At 40.7% G+C, this 16,034-nt stretch carries 11 protein-coding genes; 5 read left to right on the forward strand and 6 right to left on the reverse strand.

What is annotated here, in order from left to right:
- Positions 1 to 12: 12 nt before the first annotated feature.
- Positions 13 to 558, reverse strand: coding sequence for a MarR family transcriptional regulator (locus L3V43_RS07680; protein WP_010605404.1), 546 nt, complete (start codon positions 556 to 558; stop codon positions 13 to 15).
- A 249-nt stretch (positions 559 to 807) separates the two neighbouring features.
- Here L3V43_RS07680 and L3V43_RS07685 point away from each other — a divergent pair, with 249 nt between their 5' ends.
- From L3V43_RS07685 to L3V43_RS07700, 4 genes are all read left to right on the forward strand, one after another.
- Complete coding sequence (locus L3V43_RS07685) at positions 808 to 1,992, forward strand: ectonucleotide pyrophosphatase/phosphodiesterase (RefSeq protein WP_010605405.1); 1,185 nt, start codon at positions 808 to 810, stop codon at positions 1,990 to 1,992.
- Between the two features lie 475 nt (positions 1,993 to 2,467).
- Complete coding sequence (locus tag L3V43_RS07690; protein WP_102058046.1) at positions 2,468 to 4,057, forward strand: sensor domain-containing diguanylate cyclase; 1,590 nt, start codon at positions 2,468 to 2,470, stop codon at positions 4,055 to 4,057.
- 93 nt (positions 4,058 to 4,150) lie between these two features.
- Entirely contained in the window at positions 4,151 to 5,554 is a 1,404-nt protein-coding gene (locus L3V43_RS07695; RefSeq protein ID WP_237116299.1) for a TIGR00366 family protein, read from the forward strand.
- Between the two features lie 174 nt (positions 5,555 to 5,728).
- On the forward strand, positions 5,729 to 8,275 hold the full coding sequence (locus L3V43_RS07700; protein WP_237116298.1) for a GGDEF domain-containing phosphodiesterase: 2,547 nt from the start codon (positions 5,729 to 5,731) through the stop codon (positions 8,273 to 8,275).
- 55 nt (positions 8,276 to 8,330) lie between these two features.
- Here L3V43_RS07700 and hemH read toward each other — a convergent pair whose 3' ends face one another.
- On the reverse strand, positions 8,331 to 9,350 hold the full coding sequence (gene hemH, locus L3V43_RS07705) for a ferrochelatase (RefSeq protein WP_235367340.1): 1,020 nt from the start codon (positions 9,348 to 9,350) through the stop codon (positions 8,331 to 8,333).
- A 236-nt stretch (positions 9,351 to 9,586) separates the two neighbouring features.
- On the opposite strand from hemH, the gene L3V43_RS07710 reads away from it, so the two are divergent.
- Positions 9,587 to 11,140: a PAS domain-containing methyl-accepting chemotaxis protein gene (locus L3V43_RS07710; RefSeq protein ID WP_174169224.1), complete on the forward strand. Its 1,554-nt coding sequence runs from the start codon at positions 9,587 to 9,589 to the stop codon at positions 11,138 to 11,140.
- 100 nt (positions 11,141 to 11,240) lie between these two features.
- On the opposite strand, the gene L3V43_RS07715 is transcribed toward L3V43_RS07710, so the two are convergent.
- From L3V43_RS07715 to L3V43_RS07730, 4 genes are all read right to left on the reverse strand, one after another.
- Positions 11,241 to 12,707: a S41 family peptidase gene (locus L3V43_RS07715; RefSeq protein WP_237123929.1), complete on the reverse strand. Its 1,467-nt coding sequence runs from the start codon at positions 12,705 to 12,707 to the stop codon at positions 11,241 to 11,243.
- Positions 12,708 to 12,792: 85 nt separating this feature from the next.
- Complete coding sequence (locus L3V43_RS07720) at positions 12,793 to 14,052, reverse strand: ATP-binding protein (protein ID WP_237116296.1); 1,260 nt, start codon at positions 14,050 to 14,052, stop codon at positions 12,793 to 12,795.
- Positions 14,049 to 14,753 carry a response regulator transcription factor gene (locus tag L3V43_RS07725; RefSeq protein ID WP_237116295.1) on the reverse strand — a complete coding sequence of 235 codons (705 nt, stop codon included), beginning with the start codon at positions 14,751 to 14,753 and terminating at the stop codon, positions 14,049 to 14,051. The genes L3V43_RS07720 and L3V43_RS07725 overlap by 4 nt, the downstream gene beginning before the upstream one ends.
- A gap of 36 nt (positions 14,754 to 14,789) precedes the next feature.
- Positions 14,790 to 15,998, reverse strand: coding sequence for a site-specific integrase (locus tag L3V43_RS07730; RefSeq protein ID WP_237116294.1), 1,209 nt, complete (start codon positions 15,996 to 15,998; stop codon positions 14,790 to 14,792).
- Between the last annotated feature and the right edge of the window lie 36 nt (positions 15,999 to 16,034).

Consider the following 16,034-nt stretch of genomic DNA (forward strand, 5'->3'; position numbering starts at 1 on the left):
GCACCTCGCACTTTAAGACTTACGTAATAATTTATCCTTTAAATCTATTACTTTACTCACAGAAGAACCGAGCTTCATCAACGATTGCAATTGCTCTGGTGATAGGCGTTGAAGTTCCGCTGACCACTTAGTGACGGTTTCAAGTAGGTCATGAATGGATTGCATTTGCTGCTGTGCATACACTTCTTCAGGTGAGTTGGCGCTATCTAGGATTTGGTCACGAAGTAGAGTTAGTGTTGGGTCGATTTCCCTTTTTCTTCTCTCTTCAAATACGCGGTTAGCGAGATCCCAAATAGAGCCGTTTGGAGAGTAGTATTCTTTACGGTCGCCGGGAATATGATGCACCTTAACTAGTTGCCAAGATTGCAATTCTTTTATTCCCATACTCACGTTACCGCGTGAAATTTTTAACGCATCGGCGATTTCGTTCGCTGTTAATGGTTTTTCATTAATAACCAACAAACCAACCATTTGTCCTATAGTTCTGTTGAAACCCCAACGGCTTCCCATTTCGCCGCAATGAAGTACAAAATTTTCTATTTTTGGTGATAAGTTCATTGTTCTAAACTTTCAGTAATTATTGAAACTTTAATATAAAGGTCACTTTGACTTAGATCAAGCATTAATTAAGCTCAACTACAACATAGTGAAAGTTAACCTTCCCCGAATATCTATAATTGCCATCCACTGACCGCAAATCAATATAAATTTCAAATCATTGTGATTTAATGCGGCCACAATCACACGGATTATGCTGCACAGCCTCCTACTTTTGCAGCGGTACTCACATGACACGGGAATTTATACATGTTAAGAATCCTCCTTTTCACCTTATCTATCTTTAGTTGCACTGCTTTTGCTGAGCGCGCGACAACCATATTGATCTCCATTGATGGGTTTAGATGGGATTACATTGAAAAACACGATGCAAAGAATATTGCAAATCTTGCGAAGCAGGGCGTCCGCGCGACTAAGCTATGGCCTCAATATCCGACTAAGACATTTCCGAATCACTTATCTATTGTTACGGGTTTAAAACCAATCAATCATGGCATTGTCGATAATTACTTTTGTGATAAGAAGCGTGAAGAGTGTTATAAGATGGGAATGGGTAAAGTGGATAGCTCGTGGATAAGTGGTATTCCGTTATGGAATCTTGTAAAAATGCACGGGTATAAGTCTGCCGCGTATTTCTGGCCTGAATCAGACGCTAGAATCAATGGTATGACGCCTGACTATTACTATCACTATTCAAAACAAGCTGATTACAAGAACCGTCTAAATGAAATACACAACTGGCTAAAATTACCAAAAAGCGAAAAACCATTGTTTGTCGCCAGCTACTTTTCTCTAGTGGATACCATGGGTCATGAATACGGACCAGATCATGAAAAAACGAGAGAAGCGGTACAATTTGTTGATGGCTTAATTGGAGATTTTGTCGCTGTTTTGAAAAGGGACAAAATTAAAGTGAACTTAGTACTCGTTTCTGACCACGGTATGGCAAGCGTAGAGCCAAGCAAAGCCGTGATCCTCGAAGAGCTAGATATACCTGAAGATTGGACGATAAAAAATAGCGGAACGAGGGTGTCACTTTATGCGTTAGGTGATAAAGTCCTTGAAACAGAGACGCTTATACAGCAGTTACGTAAAAAAGCGAATGGTCGTTATAAAGTATTAAATCGTGAGCGAAAACTGCAATTAAATGGCGGTGAGTCTTCTCGTATCGGTGACATTATCCTGCAAGCAAAAGCGCCTATTGTCTTTATGCAAAAAGGCAAGCAAGGCTATTATGGTACGCATGGGTATGAGGTGACACCTGATATGGCCGCATTTTTTGTCGCAAGTGGCCCTGCCTTTAAATCGGGTGTAACGATAGAACAAGCTAGCAATTTAGAAGTTTACCCAACACTTACACACATTATGGGGCTTAAGCCACTTAATGAGCTTGATAGTAGGGGGGAAAACCTATTAAAGCTGGTTAGGCAGTAAAACAGGCCATTTATTGTGTTCAGAGCCGATAAATAACGAGGCTCTGAACAAAAGCAGTAAAGCGCGCTACTTTTTATTGGAAGCCTTCATTAATCGTTTTGCTAAAGCAAAGACAATATAGACAAGAACCAAGGAATTAAGGACAAGCAATGCATCTTTATCAGATACGAACATCCATATCGCCGCGAGCGCAAGGCAAGCAAGTGTAAAGTGGCCAACTAGTGGATTGGTAGTCTTTTTCTTCATTAGAACTTCGCTGTATTTATGTTCAGATTATTTTACACCTGATAGCTGAGACAATACCAATAATCCGTTCAAAAAACTAAATATTTTTGGCTATGTGGTTATAATACCGGCACACAGAATGTGCACGTTCTTATTCGTTATTGGTCTGACCAGAAGTTTGATATAGATTAACTGTTTCATTCAAACGAATAGCTAAAATGTCATGGAAGTACATTAAAGAGAATTCTTAGTGGTACAAATAAATAAAGCAAAACATTGGTTAGACCTCAAAAAGCTCATACTCATTCTTGCCACATTATGCGTATTTACTTCGTTGCTAAACGCTCTGTTCTCAAGCTACCAAGTTCAAAAGCAAGTGATGGTAAAAGATACCTTGGAGGCAAATCGCGCTTATGCAACTAAGCTCGCGGATGTTACTGATCTCTTTTTACAATCAGTTTTGATGCAATTAAAAGCGTCGAGCGAAACTATCGCCTCGGAGCTAGATAACCCAGAGTTGGTCGATAACGAACTTAAGCAAATGCTTACTCGAACTCATAGTTTTGATTCAATCGTGCTAGTCAACGCCGATGGAGAAATTATCGGTGCTCAACCCAGTTCACTCGGTGTTGTTGGGACTACGCTTATAAATGAAGCCGAAACATCGCCACTTCGTAAACAGGCACCTTTCATCGTAGGGCCATTTATCTCTCCCGCCGGAAATTTGATGGTGAGCCCAACACACCCAATGTTTGATAGAGAAGGTAAATTTGTCGGCTTTATCGCAGCTGGGATTTATCTAAAAGGAGATAATATCTTAGGGCGGCTTCTTGCTAACCACCATCATAAGGACAAAACCTATATTTTTGTTACTGGGCCAAATGGTAAACTTATTTATCATCATGACGATCATCGAATAGGACAAGATGTCACTGAAAATGAAGTTGTTGGGTCTCTGCTTAATAAAGTTTCAGGGTCAGCACAAGTGATAAATACCCAAGGCGTTGCGATGCTTGCGGGCTATGCTCTGGTTCCCACAAGTGGTTGGGGCGTAGTAGCACAACGTCCGTTAGAAGTTACCATGTCGCACCTTTCTAATACTATGCGGCACGTACTCAAAACTACCATTCCATTTACTGTACTTTTGTTAATTTGTGTACTTGGACTCGGAACCTTAATAGCAAAGCCCCTATGGCGATTAGCTAAGTTATCAGAGCAAGTGCAAGATGGTAGAAACATAGATTTTCCACATGTATCTACATGGTATTATGAAGCCGCATGGCTTTATCAGGCAATGCACAGCAGTGTTAAGAACTTAGGAGCACAGATCCAACGCTTTGACGATGAAAGAAAGCAAGATCAGCTTACTCATTTATTCAATAGACGAGGAATGGAAAAGTGGCTGGAGACTGCCTATGAGCAGCAAACTCCGTTTAGCATTATTGCGCTCGATATCGATCACTTCAAACATGTGAATGATACTTACGGCCACGATGTTGGTGATGTAGTAATCAGAAAACTCGCCGAGCTGATGCGCACTAATGCACGTGAACAAGATCACTTATGTCGTAGCGGTGGAGAAGAGTTTTTAATGTTTTTGCCATATGTAGACATTGATAAAGCAGACATAATTGCAGAACGCTTGCGTGCATGTACCGCTGAAACTGAGTTTGGTGAAGCTGGGCATATTACGATTTCACTTGGTATCTCTCACTGGCCGCTGTGCTCTGAGGATTTGCATCATGCACTTAAACTTGCAGACAGAAGTCTATATCAGGCGAAAGCAAACGGCAGGAACCGTGTTGAACATGCCGTTTTAGCCAATCACAATGTAGCATAATTGGAAATTTGATATTAAAAAGTGAAATTTGCTCCGAATATCGGTAAGATGCGTTGCAATTTTACCGTTACCAAATTTGGAGCTGTACTTTCCATGGCAAAAACATTGAAAGTTCCTCATACACTAGTCCTGCTACTAGGTATGATGCTAATTGCATTACTGTCGACTTGGATTATTCCACAAGGCTTTTTTGATACTGCAACTACTGACTCTGGCAGGCAGGTTGTGCTTGCTGGTACCTACCATATTGCAGAAGAGTCTGTTCATCTTACACCTTGGGATCTGCTAAAAGCTATTCCTCGTGCGTTTGCTGCTGCGCAAGACGTAATCTTTTTCGTTATGATTGTTGGTGGTGTACTCGCAATCGCACGTGCAACAGGCACCGTTGATGCGTTGATCGGTCGTTTACTTGAGAAAAATGGCGATAAACCACAAAAACTCATTTTTATGGTAGTGTTCTGTTTTGCAATCGCGTCAAGCGCTATTGGTACAGCAGGCGAATACATCCCGTTTGTGCTGATTTTAGTTGCACTCTGTAAAGCAATGAAGCTAGATGCCATGACCGCTGTTGGTATGATCATTGCCGGCTATGGTATTGGTTACGGTGTCTCGGCATTCAACCCATTTACGGTATTAATTGCTCAGCAAATTGCTGAAGTACCTGTCTATTCGGGCATATGGTTGAGATTTGCTATTTTTGTTCCATTTGTACTGATTGGCTTTCATCATGTATGGAGCTATACAAAAAAGGTACAGCAAAACCCTGAGCACTCTATGATGAAAGACGTGCCTTGCCCACTGGCAGGTCAGGCTGCGCCAAGCTATCCGCAGCTTAATGGTCGTCATAGAACTATTCTACTTACCTTCATTGTTACGCTTGTCTGTGCGGTTTGGGGTATTGCGACTCAAGGATGGTATCTCTACGAACTAGGTGGCTTATTTATCGCCTGGGGTATCGTTATTTCAATTCTTGGTAAACTTTCAGCTGATGAAGCCGCAAACCGATTTATCGAAGGAGTCTCAGATCTTGTTACTACTGCAGTGCTTATTGGTGTAGCTCGTGGTATTGCACTAATTCTAGAGGATGGTCAAATTCTTCATACGATTGTACATGGTCTTTCAACACCACTTTCTTATGTCGCTGCGGAAGTTTCAGCTGTTGGTATGTTACTTATCCAAACGCTTTTAAATATGTTCATACCTTCGGGCTCTGGTCAGGCTTTTGTTACCATGCCATTGATGGTTCCAGTAGGTGACCTAGTTGGTGTACCAAGGCAAGTTGCAGTACTTGCGTATCAGTTTGGTGATGGTTTCTCAAACATGATAGTACCGACCAATGCAGTATTAATGGGGATACTCGGCATGGCTGGCGTCCCATATACCCATTGGTTTAGATTCTGTATGCCGTTAATGGCTAAACTCATGGTAGCAGCGGCAACTGTGTTGGTACTCGCTGTGATGTTTGGTTATGGCTTGGACGTGCAACCACAACTGTAGATAAACAAATTTTCTTCTTAGATAGCGCCAATCGGCGCTATCTTGCTTTTACTAGACTCAATTTCTTTTCAAAAAGCAAATTTATTGATCTGTATTTATATTCTATGTAGTTTAATAAGCTATTATTATTTATTAAACAAAAATCTTGGTCGAGAATTAGCCATACAGACTTCTATGAATTTAACGTTTAGCCATTTTTACAATTTAACATCCACTAATCAGCGATATCAATTTGCATTGAAACAGCTGTTTGAACGGTTTGATGCGGATCATTGTTTTGTGGGTAAGTTTATCGATAACGATAAGCGCGTAAAGACCGTTATGTACTTGGCGGATGGTAAAGAAGTCGATAATATTATTTATGACCTAGAAGGGACGCCGTGTTTTGATGCTAAAGCAAGTAACGAAGTGTGCAGTGTTACCAGTGGCTTGCAACAACTTTATGAAGAAGATGAAATTCTTCGTGTTCTTAGTATAGAGGGGTATTTAGGGGTAACGCTAAGGGCCTTAGATCACAAACCAATAGGAATAATGGTCTGTTTGTTTAATAAAGAAAAACAAGTCAGCTTTGAAGAAAAATTGTGGTTTCAAGAGTTAGGACACCTGATCTCAACGGAGCTTAACCACAATTTAGAATTGACTAAACAAGGTATTTTACTAAAGCAACTTGCAAAAGGTGAGCAAATAGCGGACCTATGCACATGGACATGGCAACTTAAACAAAATAAGCACTACTTTTCCCCCCACCTAAATCATCTACTTAAGACAAAAGCTCATTCTCCGTCGCTGTCATTATTGCTCGATAAACTCACGATAGAAGATAGTGAAAGGCTGCGGATTGCATTAGAAAAAGTGAGGTTAGGTGCCGTTCGCAATACTGATTTGCAAGTTTCATTGGCCGCTCGCACGGAAAATCATGGGTTATTAAGAATTATTGGGCAAGTAGAGTCTGATGAGCAGCATAGCGATGAGTTTGTATTCACTGCGACTATTCAAGATATTAGCTATATTTCATCGCTAAATAAACAGCTCGAACTCACTAATGTTGTGTTTGAGCATGCTACAGAAGCCATTATGATCACCAATAATGAAAATAAAATCATTATGGTGAATCGTGCTTTTGAGCGGCTAACGGGTTATACCGGCTACGAATTATTGGGCCAAGACCCCGCGGTGTTATCATCTGGTAAGCAAGATAAATCATTCTATGAAGCCATGTGGGCATCATTGAGCACGGTTGGCCATTGGAAAGGAGAGATCCACAACCGTCGCAAGAACGGTCAGATTTATCCTGAGGAATTAACACTGAGTGTGGTGAAGGATGAGCAAGGTCGAGTTGCTAACTACGTCGGCATTTTTAGAGATATTACCGAATGGAAGCGGAACGAGTCTCAACTTACCTTCTACGCCAACCATGAACCATTAACAGCATTATTAAATCGCCGCAGTTTTATGCAGCGATTGGAAGAACAAATATCGGGCTCTAGAAGTAACAATACCAGTTGTTCACTGCTTTTCATTGGCTTAGACAGGTTTAAAGAAGTGAACGATGTTTTTGGTCCGGAGATTGGCGATAAGGTACTTATTTCTGTAGCTAAACGATTAAAAAATGCAGTTCGCCAAAATGACATTATCGCAAGATATGGTGGTGATGAATTTGCGCTATTGCTCACTCATAGCGATGTAGAAAGCGCGCTTAAAATTGCTCAAAAGCTTGCACTGAAACTTTCTCAGCCCTATGTATTTAATGAAATTACTATAGAAGTCACTTGTTCTACAGGTATTGCACAGCTCGAAGCAGGCTCTCGGATCACCGCGGCTAACTTACTCAGAAACGCAGCGCATGCACTCAATAGCGTGAAAAAGACCGAGCGCGGACAGGTAGCCTTACACAATGCGGCAATTCAAAATGCCTATTTAAATAAAATAAAGCTTAAAGACAAGTTAAAGCAGGCACTGAAAGAAGGAGCGCTTACTGTTTATTATCAACCGATCGTTAATGCTGATACCAACCACATCACAAAGTTTGAAGCCCTAGTACGTTGGTTTGATGATGAATACGGAATGGTATCACCAGGTACTTTCATTCCTATTGCTGAAGAATTTGGTCTTATTCATTTAGTTGGACAGTTTGTACTTGAGCGTAGTTGCCAAGACTTAGCAAAGATCCACCAAGCTGGTTTTACAGAGGTTGGGATCTCTATTAACCGTTCTGTTAGTGAGTTTAAAGCCAGTATTAATCAAGTGAAGTTAATTACCAGCGCCATCGAAAAAGCAAAGATCCCGTATGAAGCAATTACCATTGAAGTTACCGAATCGCTTGCTACAAATCGCTATACTTGGAAAACGCTTAATCAACTGAGGGAACATGGGATCAAGGTTTCGCTTGATGATTTTTGTACTGGCTATTCATCATTAAGTAACTTGATAGAAAATCAGGTGGATTACCTAAAAATAGACAAAAGCTTTGTCGACAGCCTGATGTCTGATTACAACAAACAAGTAATGATTGACTGCCTCATTAAGCTCAGTGATAAGTTGGGAATTGGTGTGATAGCCGAAGGGGTAGAGCAGTTTACTCAACTCGAAAAATTACGAGAGCTCGGTTGTCATCACATTCAAGGATTCTTTTACAGTCCCGCAAAACCAATAGATGCCTGTCTTGAGCTACTCACAACAGACGCTTTTGCTGAACAAACACAAAGTGCGTTAGAAAAATAAAGGTGTGATATTTTGATATCACACCTAAAAATAGCAGATTGCTTCTGCGTCTTTATTACAGCAGTGGTTTTATCAGCGCTGTGATCGCTTTAATGTGATCATCACGGTCGTTTAGTGCGGGAATATAGCGATACTTTTCGCCGCCAGCAGACTCAAATACCTCTCGGTTTTCAACTTCTAACTCTTCGAGTGTTTCTAAGCAGTCTGCACTAAAAGCCGGACTTAAAATAGCGACGTTTTTAATACCTTGACTGGGAAAACTCTCAAGTGTTTTGTCCGTATAAGGTTGTAACCATTCTGCTTTACCAAAACGACTTTGAAAGGTAGTTATTACTTTTTCTTTATCAAGATTAAGTTTTTCAACGACTAAGCGAGTCGTTTGCTGACAAAAACAGTGATACGGGTCGCCTCTATCTAAAAATAGCTTTGGTGTACCATGATATGAAAATACCAATTTATCCGGCTCCCCATTCGCCTCAAGATCTTCGCTAATGGAATTAGCTAAAGATTCGATATAGAGCGGATGTTTGTGATAGCCATTAATAAAATGTAGCTCTGGTACCCAGCGCCAACCTCTTAGCACCTTTGAGATCTGATCAAAGGTTGAGCCTGTCGTTGCACTGGAATATTGAGGATATAGTGGCACGATGATAATTCTTGTGATGCCTTTTTCTCTTAATTTCTCAAGCCCTGATTCAATTGACGGGTTGCCATAGCGCATGGCGAGTTCAACTTCGATGTTTTCAAAACCTTCACTGCGTAACTGCTTCTTTATTTTATCAGTTTGCGCTCGACTAATGGTTATCAACGGGGAGCCCTCATCGGTCCAAATTGATTGATAGGCATGTGCTGACTTTTTAGGGCGAACACGTAAAATTATGCCATGTAAAATCATTAACCAAATTAGCCTTGGAATTTCGACTATACGGGGATCGGAGAGAAACTCCGCAAGATAAACTCTAAGTGCCTTAGCCGTCGGTGCATCCGGGCTACCTAAATTCGTAATAAGAACGCCCGTTTTGGAATTAAATCGGCCTTCATGGGGATTATCTGTAATGGCTGAAAAGCGAGACACTTAACGCTCCTTAGATTATCATTTTATTAGGATTATTTTACAAGAAAGGCTATACGGGAGTAAGCCTAATTTCGATCTAAACTGGCATAAATCAATTTGCGCCTAAAATTAACTCACACTATAGTTGTAATTATCGTTAATTAATCCCTTCTCTATTGCTATTCATGGATTGAGGGCGTATTTTTCTGCAAATATTTAAGGGAAAATCAATTTTTTGTTAGTTTTGGACTTGTCTAATGAGAACCAACCACCCAGTAACCCAAAGAGAAAAAACCTTTCCTCGCGATGTAAAACTCATCTCCGTCACTGATCTGAAAGGAAATATTATTGACTGCAATCAAGCGTTTGTTGATGTTAGTGGATTTTCTCGTGATGAGTTAGTTGGTCAACCTCATAATATAGTACGACATCCAGATATGCCACCTGTGGCGTTTCAAACAATGTGGACGCAGCTTAAAACAGGCAAGCCATGGATGGGGATCGTAAAAAACCGCTGTAAAAATGGTGATCACTACTGGGTAGATGCCTATGTAACGCCAATAACAGAAAATGGCAAAATCATTGGCTATGAGTCGGTTAGAAGCTGCCCAGATAGGGCTACGGTTGAACGGGCAAGTCAACTTTATACAAACGTAAATACTAATAAAGGAAGCAGTTTCGGTCTTCCCAAATTACGCGTGGTTTGGCCAGTCTTTAACATCATCTCATCACTGGCACTTTGGTATTTTGCTTCTGAGTCTGCAGGATTTTTTTGGTTGATGGCAAATATGCTGGCATATTCAGCCTATGCAACTTGGCGCGATAAAGAACAGCTGAGAAGACTAGAATCTGAGTTGGCGCACAGTTTTTGCGATGAGATATCTGAGCAAGTTTATTCGACTTGGGATGGTACTATGGCATCAATCCAAGTCCGCTTAAAGAGCGAAAGGGCACACCTAGATACAATTCTTACGCGTGTTGAACATGCGGCGCAAAACGTATCTAAAGGAGCGCATACGGCGAGTAAAGAAGCGCGAGCCACCTATGCTGATTTACAAAAGCAGCAAACTGAGACTGAGCTTGTTGCCACAGCAATGAATGAAATGACAACAACCATCAACGATGTCTCTAACAGCGTGCAACTGAGTGCTAAAGATGCTCAGAACTCCCTTGATTTGACTTCTCAAACAGAACAGATCGCTAATAAAACCAAAATTGCTTTTGGTGATTTAAGTAATACCATTGCTGACATCCGCAATTCTGTTGAAGGTGTCTCTAAACAAACTGATAAAATTGCAGCAGCCGCACAAATTATCGAACAAATCGCTGAGCAAACTAATTTGCTAGCACTAAATGCAGCAATAGAAGCTGCGCGAGCTGGTGAGCAAGGTAGGGGCTTTGCAGTAGTTGCTGATGAAGTTAGACATCTAGCACAGCGCACACAAGAGTCGACGAAAGAGATCCATGCAATTATTGAAGAACTAACCAGCAGCACACAAGCGTCAGTAGACATTGCTCAGCAAGGCCAAGAAGAATCGCTTCACGGTATTGAACAGCTGAATCAAAGCACCGATATGCTACAACAAATCACCCAAGCGGTTATCCAAATTAGTGATATGTCGATGCAAATTGCAACTTCGGTTGAGCAACAAGCAGCCGTGTCTGATGACATTAATCAGCAAGTCGTAAACATTGCACAGCTTGCAAACAACAGCCTAGATAGCGCGGACAAAGTGCATCAAGAGAGTAAAGACCTAGAATCGACTGCTAAAGAAATGCACGAGTTGATTGTTCGTTTTAAGCGTAAGTGATGCTATTTAGTTGAGTTAAATGTAGTAGTTCAATCCATCGCTTTTTTGCTAAAACACTTAAATGATAAAAAGGACATCAGTGGATGTCCTTTTTTCATAGTTAAGGCTCATAGCTTAGTAGTGACAATACTTTTTCAATCGCCGCATCTTTGTTCTCTTTTCTAAATGTGATGTCGAAGGGATCGACTTCAACGTCAACAGGAACACCTAGCACTTCCACATTCAAATCCAAACTATTTTCATAGTACTCATTACTAAGCTCATAAATCCAACCATTAGGCAGCATCCGTGGAAAAGTATCAGAGGTAGCACCAGCTGTAGCGCGTCCTACCAGTGTTACTTGAGGGAGCGCAGACATCGCCAACGCAAAGGTTTCGCCAGCACTGAAAGTACCGTTTGAGGTTAGAAGATAAATATCTTTAAGATAATATGGCCTGTCATTATCAGGCTCTGCATAAACCGATGTCAGCTGATGCAACGCCCCATCATAAAATGTACTAATATCCCAAACAAGCGTATTTTGTGAGATAAAGCGCTTGATTAATTCTAGTGCTTGTATGTCATGGCCACCTTCATTATCGCGAATATCAATAATCAGCTGATTAGTACGGGATAAGTCTGTGAAAATTTCATCCAGTAAATCGTTGAAAGCCGCATTGGCATAACTAATATCTTGACGCTCAATACCTGCTACATCAATGAAGTTTTCAAAATGATAGAGTTTCAAATAACCAATATGTTGACCACCAGTGTTAATCACTCCCCAATTAGGGCCATTCGGACTTTGCTGTTTACGTATTATAAAGTCTTGCTTTGTCTCTTGATCCAGATATTGTGCAATCGTCATTTGTAGTTGATTCGTTTGCGTTTCAATATATTTTTCAGCAAGCTCACCAGTCAAGTTTAGATCAACTGCTTCTCGTTCTAACCTTTTGAATAGGGTAGGTTTAGCTTCAAAATTTATCGGTTCTTCTTCAAGGCTAAAATAAAGCCTGGTGTGACCATCATTTAGTAGTTCAAGTATTTCACGAAATACGCCTAGTAGTTTTGTCTCATTGGCATCACTTAGCTGCCCAGCATACTGGTTATAAACAGCGTCCCAATCTACATTACGCTCAGAGAAAAATGCATAGTGATTTTTCATATCCAGCCAAAAAAGTTCAAAGATTGCCTTTGCGTCAAAGGTATAGTCACTTTTATCTGAGGTAGATATAAATCCGTCTTTACAGACTTCATCGAGACTGGATATTTCAGTGTATTTTACAGGGCCAGAATCGTAGGGTCGTTTATAGGTAAGCAAGCCTGCACTTTTGGCGCTAAACGCGTCAAATAACGGAAGAGGGTCTAATGTCAGAATTGGATAGCAAGAGGAGCCTGTTACTTGCCAGGTCACTAGACGCTCATCAACTATTTGTTTTATTTCACCATAATGTTCCGAATACCAAAGCTCATTTCTTTGCGTTTGTTGAACAACCTCTACGCTGCTGTTATTTTCGTCAAAGTGGCAACCAGCAAGGCCGATACACAAGATTAAAGTGATCGGTCTTAAGTTGAATTTTTTCATCATAACTTCCTATCGATTAAAATATGAAGTTATTTTAAAGTGTAAGTGGTGATTTGATTGTCGCGGATTTGTCAGGGGTTTGTCATAGTTAATAGATCAACATTGGGGACAAATTGATAATTAGACATGCGCCACCGAGTTCACTTCTGCTTACCGAGACCTCAGCGTCATAGTTCAATAAAATTTCTTTTACGATGGTCAAGCCAAGGCCTGCACCCCGTCTTCTTCCTGAGCGACTTTCATCTACCGTAAAAAAGGCTTGGAAGACTAACTCATGTTTATCTTCTGCAATGCCAATGCCATCATCTTCCACAGTTAAGAGAAGTTGAGCGTTACATAAACTTAGTGAAACACGGATCTGCTCGACTGCAAATTTATCAGCATTAACAAGTAAGTTATGAAGCACGCGTTTAACATCTGTTTGGCAGGCTCTTATCCATACTGAGTTTGGACAATTTATAATTATAGGGTGATTACAATACTTTTCTAAAGTGACGATGTATTCATTAATTAGTGTACTCAAATCAAAATTGGAAACGCTAGTCTTTGCGGAAAACTGTTCTACTTTACTGAACTCCAAAATCTCATGCACCAGCATTTCAAGCTCTTCACATTCCTCAAATAACTCTCGAACCAGATTTTTGTTCTTTGGTGGAACATCAAGCAACTCAAGCTTGAGCTGAAGTCGGAATAATGGCGTTTTGAGCTCGTGAGATACGGCTCTGATCATATTCCTTTGCTGTGCAAAGGCACACTCTAATTTTTCAGCCATTTGATTAAAGGCGTAATTGACACGTCCGACTGCTAAAAGTCCGGTATCAGCACGTTTAGATAACAATCCTTGTGCAATTAATTTACTAGCATGTTCTAACCTAGAAAGTCGAAATTGCAACCAAAGTGAGTGCAGCAAAAATAGGACTAGGATTAGTCCTAAGGGTAAACCATACTGAATAAAATTGAGGATCGCCCCTGCAGAGCCTTGCACTCCAAGCGCAGAAAACGCTATTAACTCTTTACCTTGTATTTTTGCGATTACGGTTTGTAATTCCTCATCATAAACGTTTTCGATGACTAACTTAGTCGTTTGCTCAAATGCAGGTCTATCTAGTGTCTGTACTTTTAGATTACTTTTTTCTGAGATCTGGGCAAGTAAAGCTTGCCACTGAGCATCATCCAAGCCAGGACGAGCTGCATCTAAAGCATAAACATAGGCTAGATAATCAAGCTCTACATCCTTTTTCAGCTCTTTTGAGAAATAACTTGTAGCTAGAGTAGTCAAAAGGGGGTTTATCACTAAAAACAAACTGGCAAAGAGTAAGCTTGCAAATGCAAAACGTATGCTTGTCATACAGTTTCCTTGCTATTTATAAAAATATATCCTTTCCCTCTTACAGTGATGAGGTATTGATAGGGCATTTCATCACCGATAATCTTTCTTATCTTCATGATTTTATTGTCAACTGTACGATCGAAACCATCAAATGAGCGGCCGTACAGCTGAGTTGAAATCTGGTCGCGACTTAGAATAGAGTCAACATTAGACGCCAAAAAATGGAATAATGTGTATTCACTGTCTGAGAGACCAAGCGGTATACCATCTTGGCTTGCTTGCCTTGTCGATGAGTTAAATGAGAAGGGGCCAACACGGATCACGTGCCCGTTTTGCTGTTTATTCTCACTTTCTTCTGCTAGGCGAACTAGTTTTCGAAATCTCGCTAGGATAATTCGTGGGTTGACTGGCTTATGAATAAAGTCATCAGCCCCCATTTCTAATAGCGTAATTTCGTCTATATCATCGTGACTCGCGGTTAACACAATCAATTTACCATTGTACCTGTTTTGTAGTGACCTGCAGATCTCGAAACCATCTTTATTTGGCAACATCAAATCAAGCAATACAAAATCCGGCTGAAGTTGCAGGACATGCGCCAATCCGCTCACTCCATCATTTTGGATACTCACGATAAAACCATGTTTTTCAAAGAAGCGCCTAAGCAGTTCCGCAAGGCCTAAGTCATCTTCAATTATTACCAATGATCTTGAGCTCATATATACTCCTTAAAATCCAGACCGAACGCTCTGAGCCTAAATCTTCCGTTTCAAACCCGATTTGGCGCGTTCTTTAATATTGGTTTGAATATAAATTTGATCTGTTGTTGCGATTTTAGCGTGACCTAAATCTTCAGATAGATGTTTTAGCGGGCGGTGTTGCGCATCATGCGTTGCACCTGTATGTCTTAGCCAGTGTGAAGTTGCGGCTTCGAGTTGCTCTGACTCTTCTGTAAAGCCATCTTCCTTTAGTTTAGCCACTGCTAAGTCAAAACTTTGCTGAACAATACGGCGTAATTGACGAACGTTCATACCGCCTTGGCCCCTTAGTTTATGAACAATTGGGTAGGGCTCATCAACGCGAGGTAGGGCGCTTAACCCCCGGTACTGCCGGTAACGCTTTAAATAACTGATAAAGTCTTCGCTAAGCGTTACATCCCTTAGCTTATTGCCTTTACCCATAATTCTTAGGTACCAAAAGTCATCTTGATCTTGCCAAAAGTGGCTCATTACTGGTGACCAATGAGGGCGGTCAGATAGCTCTGAAATGCGTAAATACAAGCCTTTTAAGCAAGCTAATACGAAAAGATTTCGTTCTAGGTCCGGCTGCTGTTCACTTAAATCACGTGTTACACCAAAAACATATTCCCATTGCAAATCACTCAGCGTATCAGGAAGGTTGATTTGCGATTGAACAACTAAATACGGGCTATTTTTCTTAACCACTGGAACAAAGTTAGCAAATGATTTTTCTTCTAAAATGGCAAACTTGTAAAACACATTGAGCGCGGTAAACATTGCTGTCAACGTTTGCTGGCTAGCGCCGTTTTCTTTGAGAACAAATGGTCGCCAATTTTCGTTAACCTGACGGATACCTTGGTTTTGCTTATAACGCCACTGCACAGAAGTTTGTGTCCATGCGTTATCTGGCTCTACCACAAAATCCACATATGCCTCGATGTCTTCGCGTTTTAGCTCAAACACTGACTTCTCAGCAACCAGCCACGACCATAAATAAAAGCGCTCAAGCTCATTACGAAAGCGGTTAAAAGTAGCTTCAGACTTACGACCGTAAACATACAAAAACTGAAATAGGAACTGTAGCTCGCTATGTACCGGTATTGATTTACCTTGACGAGCCAAGAATTTTTCCAGCTCTGGATATTCATGCCCAAGCGTATCATCTTCAAGATGGGCGATTTGATACCTAAGCTGCTTTAAGGTGTCGACCAATGGTAAAATCATGATAAGTCCGATATTGGTTAGTATTGGACATATTAT

This window comes from Pseudoalteromonas sp. L23 (assembly GCF_021728455.1).
Classification (GTDB): Bacteria; Pseudomonadota; Gammaproteobacteria; order Enterobacterales; family Alteromonadaceae; genus Pseudoalteromonas.

Bases quoted from the DNA above. Each gene is read 5' to 3' on its own strand.
- L3V43_RS07710 (WP_174169224.1), top strand. From the start codon at position 9,587: ATGAGAACCAACCACCCAGTAACCCAAAGAGAAAAAACCTTTCCTCGC.
- L3V43_RS07730 (WP_237116294.1), bottom strand. From the start codon at position 15,998: ATGATTTTACCATTGGTCGACACCTTAAAGCAGCTTAGGTATCAAATC.
- L3V43_RS07685 (WP_010605405.1), top strand. From the start codon at position 808: ATGTTAAGAATCCTCCTTTTCACCTTATCTATCTTTAGTTGCACTGCT.
- L3V43_RS07720 (WP_237116296.1), bottom strand. From the start codon at position 14,052: ATGACAAGCATACGTTTTGCATTTGCAAGCTTACTCTTTGCCAGTTTG.
- L3V43_RS07715 (WP_237123929.1), bottom strand. From the start codon at position 12,707: ATGATGAAAAAATTCAACTTAAGACCGATCACTTTAATCTTGTGTATC.
- L3V43_RS07695 (WP_237116299.1), top strand. From the start codon at position 4,151: ATGGCAAAAACATTGAAAGTTCCTCATACACTAGTCCTGCTACTAGGT.
- L3V43_RS07725 (WP_237116295.1), bottom strand. From the start codon at position 14,753: ATGAGCTCAAGATCATTGGTAATAATTGAAGATGACTTAGGCCTTGCG.
- L3V43_RS07700 (WP_237116298.1), top strand. From the start codon at position 5,729: ATGAATTTAACGTTTAGCCATTTTTACAATTTAACATCCACTAATCAG.
- L3V43_RS07680 (WP_010605404.1), bottom strand. From the start codon at position 558: ATGAACTTATCACCAAAAATAGAAAATTTTGTACTTCATTGCGGCGAA.